A 14409-nucleotide genomic window follows, 5' to 3' on the forward strand; every position below is an offset into this window, starting at 1 on the left:
ATTTGTACTGAACAACTTGAATTTCTACATTTTATCAAAATGCAGGCCAATAGTAAAAAGCAATGCTCTCATTTTTTATTAGCGATGCAAATTTACGAATTTAATATTAAATGAATTTTTAAGGCTGTAAAATACTGAATATCAATGGTAAATAGTAAGTTGGATTTTGATGTTAATTTTAATCAAAAATCAAGAAAATTTGTAAATAAAAATATATATTATGTTTGAATTTGATTTGAAAGCTATGAAAACTACTGTTTATTTCCCGTAATTTTGTCATCCCGTAGGGATCTAAGCATAGTATTAGAAATTACAATAAAAAGATTCACGTTGAGATCCTTACAGGATGACAAACGTTGTGAAATTTTAACAATGCTTAAATAGATCATCAAAGCGAAGAACTTGAAATTAGCTTTAAATAAAAGTGTAAGTAGCTTCTATATTGAGTAAAATGAAATCTAAATTATTTCAGCAAAACGGCAATAATTGCTAAAATAGCAGGAAGTGCCTGAACAAAAAATATCTTTTTAGTGGCAGAAACAGCACCATAAATTCCGGCAATGGCAACGCAACTTAAGAAGAATAGGGCAATATTGGTTTGCCATTTCGGGTCTTCAATGAAGAAAGACCAGATTAATCCGGCGGACAAAAAGCCATTATAAAGCCCCTGATTAGCAGCCAAACCTTTAGTCGGTTTGAACATTTCCGCAGGTAAAGCTGCTTTGAAAACTTCTTTCCCTTTGGTTTCCCACGCAAACATTTCCATCCAGAGAATATAAAGATGTTCGATGGCTACAACGGCGATAAGAATTTTGGCTACAATTTCCATGATGTACTGTTTTGTCATTGTAAAACTAAAAAAATAAAGTTAAGTTTGGTTACACAATTTTCAAAAATAATGGAATCTTTCAAAGCGCATCTGGACAAGTTTATTAGCATTAATGACGAAGAGTTTGCTTCAATTCTAACTTTTTTCCGAGTGGTAGAAGTTAAAAAGAAACATAATTTTATGATAGATGGTGAAATTTGTAAATCTATGTATTTTGTTGTGAAGGGGTGCCTGAGAAAGTTTTTTGTCAATGAAAAAGGAACTGAGCAAACTACGGAATTTGCCATCGAAAATTGGTGGATCACCGATACTTTTGCTTATGAAAGGCAATTTAAATCTGATTTTTGCATTCAGGCAGTTGAAAAATCTATTGTTTTGGAGATTGATTTGTCAACTCAGGAAGAATTGTTGCGAAAACATCCTGTGATGGAACGATATTTCAGAATGATTTACCAAAGGGCTTATGCAGCTTCAGAAAGACGAATCCGTTATTTGTATGAAATGACGAGAGAAGAGTTGTACGTACATTTCAGTACACTGTATCCGTGGTTTATTCAACGCATTCCTCAATATTTAATTGCTTCTTTTTTAGGTTTTACTCCAGAATATTTAAGTGAAATCAGAGCAAAATTACGTTCTTAAACCAGTTTAAGATTTTTACGATTTATAATTCAGAACTTTGTCATGTAATTAAAAGCCAGTATCATGACAGACAAAAAGGTTCTATTCCCGCAATTATTTTTAAGACTTGCCATCTCTGTAACGATGCTTTCTGCAGTTGCTGACCGATTCGGATTTTGGGGCAAAAATTCTGCCTGGGGAAACTGGGAGAATTTTGAAAAATATACAAAACAATTAACTTTTTTTCTTCCTGAAAATTTAGGAACTGTTTCAGCGTATGTCGCAACTTTCCTGGAAATTCTTATTCCGTTGATGTTGATTTTAGGTTTTAAAACTAAAATTGCTGCCTACGGCGCCGGATTTTTATTACTCATTTTCGCTTTATCGATGACGATGGCATTAGGAGTGAAAGCGCCTTTGGATTATTCGGTTTGGGTGGGAAGTGCAGGAGCATTTTTATTGGCGAGTCAGGAAAAATATTCTTTTTCTTTAGATGATAGATCATAGACTGATAGATAATAGATCGTAACAAATTAACTAAAAATATAAAATATTATGAGCGCAAGATTTGATATGGCGGCTATTGATAAAGCTGCATATAAAGCTATGTTTGGATTGGAAGGTTACCTCCAAACGACTTCATTAAACCATACTCAGAAAGAATTAATTAAGATCAGAGCGTCACAGATCAACGGATGTGCTTTCTGTCTGGATATGCACACGAAAGATGCGGTAAAATATGGTGAAACGCCACAGAGAATTTACCTTTTGAACGCGTGGAGAGAGGCTTCGGAGCTGTATACTGAAGAAGAACAGGTTTTATTGGCGATGACAGAAGAAATTACGTTGATCAGCCAAAAAGGATTAACAGAAGAAACTTTTCAAAAAGCAAAACAATTGTTTGATGAAAGCCAAATTGCCCAAATCATCATGGCTATTATCACGATTAATTCATGGAACAGAATTGCAATAAGCACTCATATGCCGATTGCAAAATAATCCTTCTATTTATTTTAAAGTTATTAACGAAAACGCTTCTCAATATTGAGAAGCGTTTTACCTTATTATAATGTCATGATGATGACAAATTTTAAAAATATTAAAGTTGTGCTAACTCTGTCGTAATAAAATTCAGCTCTTCCTGAGATAAGTCGAAATATATTGCTTTGGCATTTTCAATGGCCTGTTGAGCGTTTCTTGCTCCTGCTAAAACCACTGTGATGGCTGGTTGTAGAGTTGTCCAGCGTAAAACTAACTGAGACAGAGTAGCTCCTTTTTCCTGAGCAATCGGTTCTATTTTGTCTAAGAAATTTTTTACTTTATTCAAATCAAACTGCGAAAAATATCCGTTTCTGTGATCGTCTTCTTTTAGTTTATTGTCTTTAAAATATTTTCCGGTCAACAATCCTCTTTCCATCGGGCTATATACAATAATTCCGGAATTGTTTTCCAAAGAATAAGGAACCAAATCATTTTCAATTACACGGTTCAGCATACTGTATGAAACTTGATTACTCGCCAATTTCAATGTTTTATTCGCTTCTTCCATTTGTTCAACAGAATAATTGCTCACACCTGCGGTTCTGATTTTTCCTTGTTGAATCAGCAATTCCAAAGCTTCCATCGTTTCACTGATTGGAGTTGTTGCATCCGGCCAGTGCAATTGTAAAAGATCGATATAATCTGTTCCCAATCTTTTTAAACTTTCCTCAACTTCCTTGATGATATTCTCTTTTGAAGCAAATTTATAAACAGGAATTTTTTTACCATTTTCCTCTGCATCGAAGAAAAATTCTCCTTTTCCGTTATTGCTTCCGTCCCAAACCAATCCGAATTTAGTAAGCAACTGTATTTTTGAACGATCTTTTCCTTTAATGGCTTCCCCGATCATCTCTTCACTTAATCCGAAACCATAAAAAGGTGCAGTATCAATTGAAGTTACGCCATTATCCAAAGAAGCATGGATTGAGTTGATGGAATCTTGCTTTTCATTTCCTCCCCACATATTTCCACCGATGGCAAACGCTCCGTGTGTAATCACTGAAAGTTCAAGATCAGTGTTTCCTAATTTTCTATATTCCATTTTATTTTTGTCTTATTTTTTTTAATTGAAATTTTTAATTTTAGAATTGTTGAAAAATATTCTCAATATTTGTGTAATATGCAGTGTATTTGTCATTCTAACGAAGGAAGAATCTATGCTGTTTTATTAAAGATTCTTCATTCCATTTTGTTCCATTCAGAAAGACAAGACATTGTATTTTATTCGGTTAAAAATTTTGATTCTATTTATTTAATTCTTTTAAAATAGCTTCCCCAACACTTTTTGCAGACTGAGGATTTTGTCCCATAATCACTCTTTGATCACTCACTACATGATTCTGCCAAAGCCCTGATTTTTCAAATTTTGCTCCTCTTTCCTTCAATTTATCTTCCAAAAGGAAAAGGACAACGTGCGTTAGTTTCACTTCCGATTCTTCTTCATTGGTAAACGCGTTGATTTTTTTACCATCAACGAGATACTTACCGTTGTTCAATTTGATATTCACTAAACCGGCGGGACCGTGACAAACTCCGGCTACAATTCCTCCGTTTTCGTAAATTTTTGAAGCAATCGCCGACAATTCTGTGTTGTCTGCAAAATCCCACATCGCACCGTGACCTCCTGCATAAAATATGGTAGAATAGTTGTTGGGATTAACTTCCGAAGGTTTCAAAGAATGATCGATTTTGTTTTTGTATTCTTTATTTTCCCAGAATTCTTTATTGACAGGATCTTTCAAATCGAATCCGTCAACTGGAGGAGTTCCTCCTTTCGGACTTACAAAATCGATTTCGTAACCTGCTTTGTGAAGAACTTCCCACGGGTGCGAAACCTCGCCAAGATAATATCCGGTTTCTTCGCCTGTATCACCTTTCTTGTCATGACTTGTCACAACGAATAAGATTTTCTTTTTAATATTTTTAGATTTTTTGGTTTGTGCATGAACAAATCCAATGGTGAAGATGGCTAATAATAGAAATGCTAATTTTTTCATGATTTTGAATGTTTATATTTTACCGCAAAAGAATCAAAAGATTTTAATTTGGTTTAAGAATTTCAAAAGCAAATAAAGCTTGAAACTTAAGTTTTGCAAACTTTTGCAATTTTGTTTTCAATCAGTTCTTTTATGCCTTTTGCGGTAAAAATTAAATAATTTCTGTTAAATAAATCTGAGGTTTTTCCTGTAACTTTTCATCAACCAAAGCTCCAAAAGCTTGGATATAAGGTTGTTGATTGTGTTGCTCCAAGCCTTCTTTATTTTTCCAGATTTCATAAAAAATAAATTGGTTTTTGTCTTCAATTCCTTGGTGAAGCGTGTACAATTCGTTAGCTTCTTCTTTTACGGTTTCTTTTACCATGTTTTGAAGAACCTCTAAAACTTCGTTTCTGTGCTCTTCTTTTGCCTTAATTATAGCTGTTAAATAAATTTTCATTAGGCTAATTGTGGTTTTAATTCTTTTTCAAAAACGGTAGTAAGATGTTCTCTGTAAAGCTTCATATCACGTGCAATATTCGCATTTTTCTCTACATCATGAAAGTGAAAACTTTCCATTTTTTCTAAAGAAACAAAGGCATTCATTCTGTGGAAACCAAATAACGGTCCGTTATCTACACTTGTTTCATTAAAAAATTCTCCGGGAAGCGTGAAAGCAGTTTCAGGAGCGTTCCAGCTTGTGGTTACCATATATTTTCTTCCACCAAGCATTCCTCCGGTTCCGTAATTAATGGTAGGATTATCTGCTTTTCTACCGTCACTCATATAAATTCCTTTTGCATGACCTGCTGTGAAAACTTCATCGATATATTTTTTCAAACCATTCGGTAACTGAAACCACCAAATTGGCGTGTGATAAATAATATAATCTGCCCAAACAAACTTTTGAACCTCTTCATGTTTATCATAGTTTTCGCTTACGTTTGTGATTTTAACTTCTACATTTCCAAAGCTTTTTAAAACTTCTAATGTATTTTCTGCAATTGTCTGATTATATTTTCCTCCGGAATGTCCGAAATTTTGTCCACCGTTGATGATTAATACTTTTTTCATTGTTGTATGATTGTTTAAATTTTATGATGCAAAGTTAGGTTGGTGTATTGTATAATAAAAATAATATGAATTATACTTAAGTATTATAAAAATGATAGATTGTTTGGTTTGGAAGTTGGATGCTGGAAGATGGAAGCTTGATTGGGCTGAAATTTTAATTGTTATAACTTCCAACTCCGAGCTCCGAGCTTCCATCTTTTCGCCATTATTAAATCTCCGTTATATGTTCAAAAATCATACTACATTTTAAACTGAATAATTTTCTGTCTCCTAAATTTGTTATTAAAATTGAAGGATAAATGATACAGATTGCGGTTTTTAGCGATGTGCACGGAAATCTTCCTGCATTGGAAGTGGTGTTGAATAATATTGAAGAAAGAGGAATACAGCAGAAGTTCTGTTTGGGTGATCTTGTGGATTTTGCACCTTGGGGAAATGAAGTAATTGAAAAAATAAGGAGCCAAAATATTCCTTGTATTATGGGAAATCATGATGAAAGAATAGCTTTTGACATTCCTGTAATTCCTTTAAGTAAACATTCTGAAAAGGAAACGGCTGCAAGGTTTTTAGCAATCGACCATTCTAAAAAATATATTACTCAGGAGAATAAAAACTATTTATCTGAATTACCTTTTCATTTAAAGTTAAATTATAAAGTAGGTAAAAAACATTGGAATATTCAGTTGGTGCATTCCAGTCTGGAAAGTAATGATACGTATTTGTATGAAAATGAACACGATGAGGTTTTCCTAAATATGTTGGAAGAATCTCAGTCTGATGCTATTTTGATGGGGCATACCCACATGTCTTTTACAAAATATTTTGATGGAAAGTGGGCAATAAATGGAGGTTCTGTCGGGCGTTCGAGAGAAGAAAATCGATTGGCTTCTTATGTAATCCTGACTTTAGATGAAGAAAAAATTACTCCCGAAATCATTCAGTTAGATTATCCGCTTGAAGAAGTTGCTCTTGAAATCGAGAAAAGTGAGATTCCCAATTATTATGCTTCGTTTTTGAGAAATGAAAAATTATCAGTAATCTGATTATTTTGTAATTTTGTATCAGAAAAGTGATAGGGAATTGTGAATAGTCAATTCGCTTTGTTTGACAATTTATTTAAAACTTCACAATTCACTGCGGAGCAATTTTACAATTCACAACTTTATAAGATTATGGTAAATCTAGAATGGTATAGAACCTTTAAAGCAATTTATAAAACCGGAACATTGACGGGAGCGGCAGATTCTCTGTTTATTTCGCAGCCGGGAGTGAGTTTACATTTGAGCTCTTTGGAAGCGTATGTCGGGTATAAATTATTCGACAGAACGGGAAGAAAAATGATTCCGACGGAAAGAGGAAAAGTCTTGTTCAACGCGATTTCTGAACCTTTGACGAAATTGGAAGATGTTGAAAAAAACTTTCAAAAATCTACCGAAAAACATACGCCGACAATAAGTGTGGGAATGTGTTTTGAGACTTTTCAGACGACTTTAGAGCAGTATGTTTCAACTTTGCCTTTTAATTTAATTATCAGTTTTGGAGAATATCCTGAAATGTTGGATCAACTGGATAAAGGGATTTTAGATTTAATTATTACACCGAAAAAAGGAACTTCGCCTAATATTTTACATGAACCATTTTCTTCCGAGCAAATTATTTTAGTAGGCGGAAAAAATGTTGATACAGAAAGTTTTAATGAAGTGGTTGCTACAAAAGGTTTAGAACACGTGGAAGAATGGCTGAAACAGGAAAAATGGTACGGAACGACTGGAGATATGGAGCATCTTTTTCAGTTTTGGATCCTGAATTTTGGGCATAAACCAAATTTTCGTCCGAATTATATTGTTCCCAACTTAAACTCAATTGTTCGTTGTCTGAAAGGAGGCACGGGATTGGCTGTTGTTCCTGATTTTTTATGCAAAGATGCGATTGAAAACGGAGAAGTCAAACTAATTTGGGAAGGTGAAAAGAAACTTGAAAATACATTATATTTTGGATGCAGAAAAAAAACGAATTATGCAGAAGAAATCGATCATATTAAAGGTTTGTTCAGAAAAATGATGAGTAAAGAGGAAAACTTGATTATTTAAAATTTTGTAGGATTTGTCATTATAAACAAGCAAAGCAGATTGAAGAATCTCTAATTTATGTTGAGATTCTTCCTTCGGCAGAATGGCAAACATTATGGTAAAATTCATTTACAAACTCATATGAATAATGGGGTAATCTTTACCCGAACCATCTTTTTCCGATCTTCCGATTTGTTTAAATCCTAGTTTTTCATAAAACCCTATGGCTTGTAGGTTTTGTTCGTTCACATCAACTTTTATTAAGCCGGTTTTTTCTTTCATAAATTGATATAATGCTTTACCTAAACCATTTCCACGTTTATCATTATGAATAAAAAGCATTTCTAAATTTCCTTCAGAAACAGATGCGAAACCTTGCGGTTTTTCATTTTCGATAATTACATAGACTTCAAGATTGGGCAAATAATCTCTTGGAATCGCTTCTTTAAAATAATTAAAATCTTCTTCGGCAAGAAAATGGTGAGTTGCTTTCACGGCAGATTCCCAGATTTCCATAATTCTTGTATAGTCTTCGGATGTTGCGATCCTTGTTGAATGTGACATTGGATTAAAATTTTCACAAAAATAGTTTTTTTCAGCAAAAATTAAAATTCAAGTAAAATTGGTAACCGAAAATTTCAAAATTTTATCGCAAATTTGTTTATATTCAAATAAAATTAAACTAAATATTATGCAACAAAAAACATATCCGGGGCAACCTGTGATTACATTAAATAACGGAGTTGATATTCCGGCTTTAGGTTTCGGAGTTTGGCAGATGGAAGATTTGCAGCAGTGTGAAAATGCTGTTATCAAGGCAATTGAAACGGGTTACAGAATGATCGACACAGCTTCTATTTATCAAAACGAAACGGCGGTAGGAAATGCCATCAAAAAAAGTGGAGTAAACAGAGAAGATTTGTTTGTGACTTCAAAACTTTGGGTTCAGGATACAACGTATGATAAGGCAAAGGCCGCTTTCCAAAGAACTTTAGACAGATTACAGCTTGATTATTTAGATATGTATCTTATTCATTGGCCGTATTCAGATTTTAACGGAGCTTGGAAGGCTATGGAAGAATTATATCAGGAAGGAAAAATAAAAGCGATCGGAGTTTGTAACTTTACAGTGGAGAAAATGGAGGAATTAAAGGCGAATTCAACAGTTCTTCCTGTGATTAATCAAATTGAATTGCATCCTATTTTCCAGCAAAAAGAGCTTCAGGTTTACGATAGAGAAAATAATATTGTTACACAACCTTGGAGCCCACTTGGGAACGGAAATGCAGGTTTGCTAGATAATTCAGAATTGAAAAATATTGCTTCAAAATATAATAAAACGGTAGCTCAGGTGATTTTAAGATGGCATTTGCAAGAAGGTTTCTGTGTGATTCCGAAATCTGTAACGCCTTCCAGAATTGAAGAAAATTTCAATGTTTTTGATTTTGAATTATCAGAAGATGAAATGAATGTTGTTCGTTCGCTAGACACCAGTAAAAGATTATTTTTCGATCCTAAAGATCCTTCTTGGGAAGAAAAAATGCTGAATTCTGTGGCTGATATTTAATTTTGATTAAAATATTTATTCCTCGCAGATTAAACAGATTACGCATCATCAACCTAATCTATTAGATAATTTTATACGAAAGAAGTGATAATTTATTGCTTCTTTTTTTATGAATTTTGCCTAAAAGTCGTTTAAAAAATAAATCTTAACTTTAAAGAACTGAATCTCAAAAATTAAAGTTATGGACCCAAGTAGAAATGAAAACTTAATCGACGAAAGTGTAAAAGAGGAAGTCTCGGCGGAGACATTGGAGAGTATTTACCAGCACATCACACACGCTGAAGAAGCGGAAAACTCAACAAGTTCTGAAAATTCGGAAGATAATCCGGATGATAAAGAATCTGATGGTAAATCAAAAGAGAAATAATGAATATAAAAGCAAAACTCCTTTCAATCTGAAAGGAGTTTTTGTGTTATGTAAAAAGGAATTATTTTGTTAAATCTAATCCGCCAAAGTTGCCGGAGCTCATCATCAGAAAAATACCTTGCGTTTTGTCCAACAAATCCCAATAAGCGTGAAGTTCTTCAGCATTGGTGAAGACTTTTAGATTTTCATTTTTAAATTTTTCCTTAATCAATTCAGGAGAAATAGGCTCCATTCTTTTGATTTTTAAAGCATCTTCAGAATAGAAAACAATGGCTTCATCCAAACCATCCATCGCATGATCGTATTGTTCTAAAAATACAGGATTCAAGCTGGAATAGGTATGTAATTCAAGGAAACCATATTTTTTATCGTTTTTAAATTGCTCATTAAAAGCTTTTACCGCCGCTTTTACTTTACTTGGGGCGTGTGCAAAATCTTTGTAGAGCGTTCCTTTATCATTTCTTTCTACTTTTTCCAGACGTTTAGAAGCTCCTTTGAAGCTCATAATTGCTTCATAGAAATCTTCATCCATAATGCCCAAAGTATGGCAAATATGTCTTGCTCCTTCCAAATTCAGTAAATTATGCGCCCCAAAAACAGATAGCGGAACTTCTCCCATTTCTGTTTTTAAATGAACTTTACCGTTGGTGATTTTGTATTCCGGAGTTTTATAAGGTATTTTTCTGAAATAATTTTCTGCTGCTTCCACCACTTTTACGACTTCAGCATCTTCTTCGTTATAGACTAAAATTCCACCGGGAGTAATGCTTGCTACAAATTTTCTGAATTGCTCGATATAATCATCAAAAGTTGTAAAAACGTTGATGTGGTCCCACGCAATTCCGCTTAGTAACGCAATATTTGGCTGATACAGTAAAAATTTTGAACGAAGATCGATAGGAGAGGAAAGGTATTCATCACCTTCCAACACCATAAAATCGTTATCTTGAGTTAGTTTAACCATGCAGTCGAACCCTTCAAGCTGAGCTCCCACCATAAAATCTACATCTTTCTCATGGAAATTCAGCACATGAAGAATCATCGAAGTAATGGTGGTTTTACCGTGAGATCCGGCAATTACAACTCTTGTTTTATTTTTAGACTGTTCGTACAAAAATTCAGGATAAGAATAAATTTTTAAACCCAGTTCTTTTGCTCTTGCCAGTTCAGGATTGTCCTGATGAGCATGCATTCCAAGAATTACAGCATCAATATCAGACGTAATTTTCTCAGGAAACCAACCCAATTCTTCGGGTAAAATCCCTTTCTTTTCAAGCCTCGATTTTGAAGGTTCAAAAATAGCATCATCTGAGCCTGTAACCTGATATCCTTTGTCTTTTAACGCAATAGCAAGATTATGCATGGCGCTCCCGCCGATAGCAATGAAGTGGTTTTTCAATTTGTATTTACTGTTTTTTTACGTTATTATTAATGATCTCCTGAAAGGCATTGGTAATGTTCGTCCAATTTGTTTTATAATTTGGCATTATTGAACTTGCATCTGTTTTGCTGCCTTCGTTCGGACCTTTTTTTACATTAATAGAAGTCGTTACATTGTCGTAGATCTTTTTGTGATCTTCCTGTATTCTTCTAAAATTATTTTGAGAAAGTACATTTTCCAGTTTTTTTAAATCTTCGTTGGATAATTTAAAATCCTGCTTATATTTCTTTCCCTGCCCCTCAAAAGAGTAGTGTGCCTTATTTTCTCTAATGAGCATATTTTCATAAATTGGAGCATAGCCTCCGCTTTTAGAATAGCTTACATCAAAATCTGAATAAACTTTTTGGCTGTTGCATGAAACTAATACTATGATTGCGAATAAGGTCCCTATTATTCTTTTCATAATTTTTTAATCAACTTTAATTATCTGAGTTCTTTTGTTCTAATTTTTTAGCTTTAAGTTCTTCATCATAATTGTGTAGTAAGTTGAAATCTTCAGTCTGCTCAATAGCCGTCATGATTTTATACAAAATCTCCTGAGCATTCTCTTTATCATAATCAATTTCAAGAGGAGCTTTAAACTCCATCGTAGGTTTTACGCCTGTAACCTTCACGCGGAGACCTTTTTTATCAAACGCTCTTCGAAATCCATTAATTTTAATAGGAATCACAATAGGACGTTGATTTTTTACCAGTTTTGCCGTTCCTCTTCTTCCTTGCGCAAAAGCCGAAGTAGTACCTTGAGGGAAAGTAGCTACCCAGCCGTTGTCTAAGGCTTTCATAATATTATCCACCTCGCTCATATCTACTATTCTGTTGACGTTTTTGCCTTCAGCCCTCCATGTTCTTTTTACTGTAACAGCCCCTGCAATTTTAAAAATTTTCGGAAGAATACCTTTATTCATGGTTTCTTCGGCTGCTACATAGTAAAAATCGATCTTTGGGTTTAATAGATAGATCGGGTTTTTTATTGTATTTAAATATCCGTTGTTTACAGAGCAGAAAGCGTGATACATAGCGGCCACGTCTGCAAAATAAGTTTGATGGTTTGATACAAAAAGCACATTAGAATCCGGAAGATCCACAAGATATTCTGTACCGGTTATCTTCAATTTATTAAAACCATTGAATCTTCTGTAAGAAACAATACCTAAAATAAAAATGATAAACCTTTTTAAAAAATAAGGAGTTCCGAACGCGTCGGTGAAAATATTTTTCTTCGCCATCTCTCAATTAAACACGGTTGTGCAAAGTTACATTTTTTTCAGCAACTGGCTGAATTCACTTAATATCATTGCTGTAGCACCCCAGATGATGTATCCGTTAAAATTTATAACCGGTACCTCTTTACCTCCCGCGCTTGGTAATGCCATAATTTCTGGCTGATCGGGAAGTTCTAAAAACGAAGTTATAGGAAATTCTATCACTTCAACTGCTTCGGTTTGCTGTAAGATAAATTCCGGATTTTTTTTCGTGTACGAGATATAGGGATATACATAAAAATTGCTTGGCGGGATATAGATCGGAGACATTTCTCTGATAATTCTTACATAATGTTTTTCAATCCCAATTTCCTCGGAAGTCTCGCGCACGGCAGTTTGTGCAAAATCCTGATCCATTTCTTCACGTTTTCCGCCAGGTAAAGAAATTTGTCCGCTATGTCTGTCGTGTTCGTTGATGGTTCTCTGAATTAACGGAAAGTGCCACTCGTCATTCTTTAGATATAACACAATATTTACAGCTGCAAATTTCGGATTTTTCTCTAAAATCTCGTCATACGTAAAAACAGGACGATAAGGTGGTGAGAATACGCCGTGTGCCCCTATTCCCGGTAATTCTGCGGTTTTTATTTTTCTTAATAAATCTTTTCCAAAACTCATACTTCAAATTTAGCAATATATCTTGAAGAAAAGAAGAGGGAAATATGTTAATTAATGGTAAAAGGTGAAATCTAGAGAGTAAAAATTGTAAAGTATGTTTAAAAAGTTATAAGCTATTTGAATACAGATTATTAATTATATTATTTAATTTTAACGCAAAGTGCACAAAGATTTTTTAATTCCTAATCTTTTTTGGTTTCACAAAGCCGTTTCACTTATAAAAGTTTGCAACGCTTTTTAATCATATTCAAATAGAATAGAAGAATCAATTAAAAAGAAATGATTTTTCTGTCATTTCGGTGAAGGAGAAATCTAATCTACACAATTGAAAAACACATCAACCCTAAAACTCTCAAACTCTCAAACCCTCCCACCCTCCAACTCTCAAAATCCTCCCACTCACAACTCACCGTATTTCTACCTATTACCACATATAACCAAAAATGGGTAGCCATAATACCGGAAACCGTGATTTTCAACATTTACACTTTTATAGTGTTTTCTCCATTTTCTTCAACTTCTATCTTTGTCTCACTAATTAACCAATTAATTTTTACTAAAATGAAAAACTTTCTTACCGGTGTATGTACACTAATGGCCATGGGTTTCACATTTGCACAAGCAAATATTGACGTAACAACTCAAACAGGAAACTGGAACGTAGCAACTGTAGATCAAACAGGTCTATTGAACATGAACACCTTGAATCAGGATGGAAACCGAAATACGGCCAACATCGATCAGGTGGGTGCTTTTAACACAAACGATGCAGAAAGTATAGGAAACAGAAACTCAATCACTGTAGACCAAACAGGTGTTGGAAACTCCAACGAAACCAGCCAAACCGGAAACCGAAATGTTTCAAGCACATGGCAGGTAGGATTTTTCAACTCTACAGAGCAAACGCAGGTAGGCCGAAGAAATGAAGTATCCTCAACTCAGCTGGGAAGTGGTAACTCAGCCGTTCAAATGCAGGATGGTAGAAGAAACGAAGCTTCTTCTCTTCAATGGGGCGATGATAATATTGCCGCTCAGTTCCAGATTGGAAGAAGAAACTCGGCGGAAGGTACTCAATTCGGAAGCGGAAACCTTTTAGTACAATATCAGGAAGGTAATGACAACAGTGCAACCAACTATCAAATAGGGGACGATAACATTGCTGCCGCACTTCAGGTAGGAAACGACAATATGGCTATGGGCGCTCAGGTGGGTTCCGATAACCTATTGATCCAGCTTCAGCTTGGTGATGGCAACACTGCTTTGGATGCCCAATTAGGTAACGGAAACGTAGCTGCGATCAGCCAATACGGCGATGGGCACATTCATTGGGGAGCGCAGGTTGGAAATAACAATTCTATGATGGTTACTCAATCTAATTAAGACTATTATAAATGCAATCTGAACAAAAGGAGAGGTCTTTCTTCTCCTTTTTTCGGCTTAAAATATTAAGTGAAAATACGTAAGGAAATACCCGAAAACCGTGATTTTAATTTTATACCAAATGCTCGTGTTTTATCCTGTTTTTCAATGATGTAACTTTAATT

18 protein-coding genes are annotated in these 14409 nt (G+C 34.4%); 8 read left to right on the plus strand and 10 right to left on the minus strand.

Annotation, left to right across the window (positions count from 1 at the left end):
* Positions 1–463: 463 nt before the first annotated feature.
* The gene (locus OXQ85_RS12305) at positions 464–829 is read right to left on the minus strand and encodes a DUF1304 domain-containing protein (RefSeq protein ID WP_267405084.1); all 366 of its coding nucleotides are present in this window, start codon (positions 827–829) and stop codon (positions 464–466) included.
* A 69-nt stretch (positions 830–898) separates the two neighbouring features.
* Between OXQ85_RS12305 and OXQ85_RS12310 the strand changes: the two genes are divergently transcribed.
* From OXQ85_RS12310 to OXQ85_RS12320, 3 genes are all read left to right on the plus strand, one after another.
* The gene (locus tag OXQ85_RS12310) at positions 899–1471 is read left to right on the plus strand and encodes a Crp/Fnr family transcriptional regulator (RefSeq protein ID WP_267404957.1); all 573 of its coding nucleotides are present in this window, start codon (positions 899–901) and stop codon (positions 1469–1471) included.
* A 63-nt stretch (positions 1472–1534) separates the two neighbouring features.
* The gene (locus OXQ85_RS12315) at positions 1535–1957 is read left to right on the plus strand and encodes a DoxX family protein (protein WP_267404959.1); all 423 of its coding nucleotides are present in this window, start codon (positions 1535–1537) and stop codon (positions 1955–1957) included.
* A 48-nt stretch (positions 1958–2005) separates the two neighbouring features.
* On the plus strand, positions 2006–2449 hold the full coding sequence (locus OXQ85_RS12320; RefSeq protein ID WP_267404961.1) for a carboxymuconolactone decarboxylase family protein: 444 nt from the start codon (positions 2006–2008) through the stop codon (positions 2447–2449).
* 100 nt (positions 2450–2549) lie between these two features.
* Here the strand turns inward: OXQ85_RS12320 and OXQ85_RS12325 are convergent, their stop codons facing one another.
* The 4 genes from OXQ85_RS12325 to OXQ85_RS12340 form a co-directional block, all read right to left on the minus strand.
* Complete coding sequence (locus tag OXQ85_RS12325) at positions 2550–3533, minus strand: aldo/keto reductase (protein WP_267404963.1); 984 nt, start codon at positions 3531–3533, stop codon at positions 2550–2552.
* 202 nt (positions 3534–3735) lie between these two features.
* Positions 3736–4488: a type 1 glutamine amidotransferase domain-containing protein gene (locus OXQ85_RS12330; RefSeq protein WP_267404965.1), complete on the minus strand. Its 753-nt coding sequence runs from the start codon at positions 4486–4488 to the stop codon at positions 3736–3738.
* 151 nt (positions 4489–4639) lie between these two features.
* Complete coding sequence (locus OXQ85_RS12335; protein WP_267404966.1) at positions 4640–4927, minus strand: putative quinol monooxygenase; 288 nt, start codon at positions 4925–4927, stop codon at positions 4640–4642.
* Complete coding sequence (locus OXQ85_RS12340) at positions 4927–5541, minus strand: NAD(P)H-dependent oxidoreductase (RefSeq protein ID WP_267404968.1); 615 nt, start codon at positions 5539–5541, stop codon at positions 4927–4929. Before OXQ85_RS12340 ends, OXQ85_RS12335 begins: the two co-directional genes overlap by 1 nt.
* Before the next feature lie 299 nt (positions 5542–5840).
* On the opposite strand from OXQ85_RS12340, the gene OXQ85_RS12345 reads away from it, so the two are divergent.
* Both OXQ85_RS12345 and OXQ85_RS12350 read left to right on the plus strand, forming a co-directional pair.
* Positions 5841–6584 (plus strand): metallophosphoesterase, encoded by a 744-nt coding sequence (locus tag OXQ85_RS12345; protein WP_267404970.1) that lies wholly within the window; start codon positions 5841–5843, stop codon positions 6582–6584.
* Positions 6585–6713: 129 nt separating this feature from the next.
* Positions 6714–7631: a LysR family transcriptional regulator gene (locus tag OXQ85_RS12350; protein ID WP_267404972.1), complete on the plus strand. Its 918-nt coding sequence runs from the start codon at positions 6714–6716 to the stop codon at positions 7629–7631.
* A gap of 108 nt (positions 7632–7739) precedes the next feature.
* Here OXQ85_RS12350 and OXQ85_RS12355 read toward each other — a convergent pair whose 3' ends face one another.
* Positions 7740–8174: a GNAT family N-acetyltransferase gene (locus tag OXQ85_RS12355; RefSeq protein WP_267404974.1), complete on the minus strand. Its 435-nt coding sequence runs from the start codon at positions 8172–8174 to the stop codon at positions 7740–7742.
* Positions 8175–8301: 127 nt separating this feature from the next.
* On the opposite strand from OXQ85_RS12355, the gene OXQ85_RS12360 reads away from it, so the two are divergent.
* A complete protein-coding gene (locus OXQ85_RS12360; protein ID WP_267404976.1) occupies positions 8302–9177 on the plus strand; it encodes an aldo/keto reductase in 876 nt (291 codons plus the stop codon).
* A gap of 181 nt (positions 9178–9358) precedes the next feature.
* Positions 9359–9544 carry a hypothetical protein gene (locus OXQ85_RS12365; protein WP_267404978.1) on the plus strand — a complete coding sequence of 62 codons (186 nt, stop codon included), beginning with the start codon at positions 9359–9361 and terminating at the stop codon, positions 9542–9544.
* Between the two features lie 61 nt (positions 9545–9605).
* On the opposite strand, the gene OXQ85_RS12370 is transcribed toward OXQ85_RS12365, so the two are convergent.
* Genes OXQ85_RS12370 through OXQ85_RS12385 form a run of 4 tightly spaced genes read right to left on the minus strand, consistent with a single transcriptional unit; the run spans position 9606 to position 12865 of the window.
* Entirely contained in the window at positions 9606–10943 is a 1338-nt protein-coding gene (locus OXQ85_RS12370) for a Mur ligase family protein (RefSeq protein ID WP_267404980.1), read from the minus strand.
* A 7-nt stretch (positions 10944–10950) separates the two neighbouring features.
* Positions 10951–11388, minus strand: coding sequence for a hypothetical protein (locus tag OXQ85_RS12375; protein ID WP_267404982.1), 438 nt, complete (start codon positions 11386–11388; stop codon positions 10951–10953).
* Positions 11389–11404: 16 nt separating this feature from the next.
* Entirely contained in the window at positions 11405–12211 is an 807-nt protein-coding gene (locus OXQ85_RS12380) for a lysophospholipid acyltransferase family protein (RefSeq protein WP_267404983.1), read from the minus strand.
* Positions 12212–12238: 27 nt separating this feature from the next.
* On the minus strand, positions 12239–12865 hold the full coding sequence (locus OXQ85_RS12385) for a CoA pyrophosphatase (protein WP_267404984.1): 627 nt from the start codon (positions 12863–12865) through the stop codon (positions 12239–12241).
* 561 nt (positions 12866–13426) lie between these two features.
* On the opposite strand from OXQ85_RS12385, the gene OXQ85_RS12390 reads away from it, so the two are divergent.
* Positions 13427–14245 carry a hypothetical protein gene (locus OXQ85_RS12390; protein WP_267404985.1) on the plus strand — a complete coding sequence of 273 codons (819 nt, stop codon included), beginning with the start codon at positions 13427–13429 and terminating at the stop codon, positions 14243–14245.
* Positions 14246–14409 lie beyond the last annotated feature (164 nt).

This window comes from Chryseobacterium sp. GM_Chr_2 (genome assembly GCF_026540445.1).
Taxonomy (GTDB): domain Bacteria; phylum Bacteroidota; class Bacteroidia; order Flavobacteriales; family Weeksellaceae; genus Chryseobacterium.

Coding starts and splice junctions, on each gene's coding strand:
- OXQ85_RS12305 (WP_267405084.1), bottom strand. CDS start 829: ATGGAAATTGTAGCCAAAATTCTTATCGCCGTTGTAGCCATCGAACAT.
- OXQ85_RS12310 (WP_267404957.1), top strand. CDS start 899: ATGGAATCTTTCAAAGCGCATCTGGACAAGTTTATTAGCATTAATGAC.
- OXQ85_RS12315 (WP_267404959.1), top strand. CDS start 1,535: ATGACAGACAAAAAGGTTCTATTCCCGCAATTATTTTTAAGACTTGCC.
- OXQ85_RS12320 (WP_267404961.1), top strand. CDS start 2,006: ATGAGCGCAAGATTTGATATGGCGGCTATTGATAAAGCTGCATATAAA.
- OXQ85_RS12325 (WP_267404963.1), bottom strand. CDS start 3,533: ATGGAATATAGAAAATTAGGAAACACTGATCTTGAACTTTCAGTGATT.
- OXQ85_RS12330 (WP_267404965.1), bottom strand. CDS start 4,488: ATGAAAAAATTAGCATTTCTATTATTAGCCATCTTCACCATTGGATTT.
- OXQ85_RS12335 (WP_267404966.1), bottom strand. CDS start 4,927: ATGAAAATTTATTTAACAGCTATAATTAAGGCAAAAGAAGAGCACAGA.
- OXQ85_RS12340 (WP_267404968.1), bottom strand. CDS start 5,541: ATGAAAAAAGTATTAATCATCAACGGTGGACAAAATTTCGGACATTCC.
- OXQ85_RS12345 (WP_267404970.1), top strand. CDS start 5,841: ATGATACAGATTGCGGTTTTTAGCGATGTGCACGGAAATCTTCCTGCA.
- OXQ85_RS12350 (WP_267404972.1), top strand. CDS start 6,714: ATGGTAAATCTAGAATGGTATAGAACCTTTAAAGCAATTTATAAAACC.
- OXQ85_RS12355 (WP_267404974.1), bottom strand. CDS start 8,174: ATGTCACATTCAACAAGGATCGCAACATCCGAAGACTATACAAGAATT.
- OXQ85_RS12360 (WP_267404976.1), top strand. CDS start 8,302: ATGCAACAAAAAACATATCCGGGGCAACCTGTGATTACATTAAATAAC.
- OXQ85_RS12365 (WP_267404978.1), top strand. CDS start 9,359: ATGGACCCAAGTAGAAATGAAAACTTAATCGACGAAAGTGTAAAAGAG.
- OXQ85_RS12375 (WP_267404982.1), bottom strand. CDS start 11,388: ATGAAAAGAATAATAGGGACCTTATTCGCAATCATAGTATTAGTTTCA.
- OXQ85_RS12380 (WP_267404983.1), bottom strand. CDS start 12,211: ATGGCGAAGAAAAATATTTTCACCGACGCGTTCGGAACTCCTTATTTT.
- OXQ85_RS12385 (WP_267404984.1), bottom strand. CDS start 12,865: ATGAGTTTTGGAAAAGATTTATTAAGAAAAATAAAAACCGCAGAATTA.
- OXQ85_RS12390 (WP_267404985.1), top strand. CDS start 13,427: ATGAAAAACTTTCTTACCGGTGTATGTACACTAATGGCCATGGGTTTC.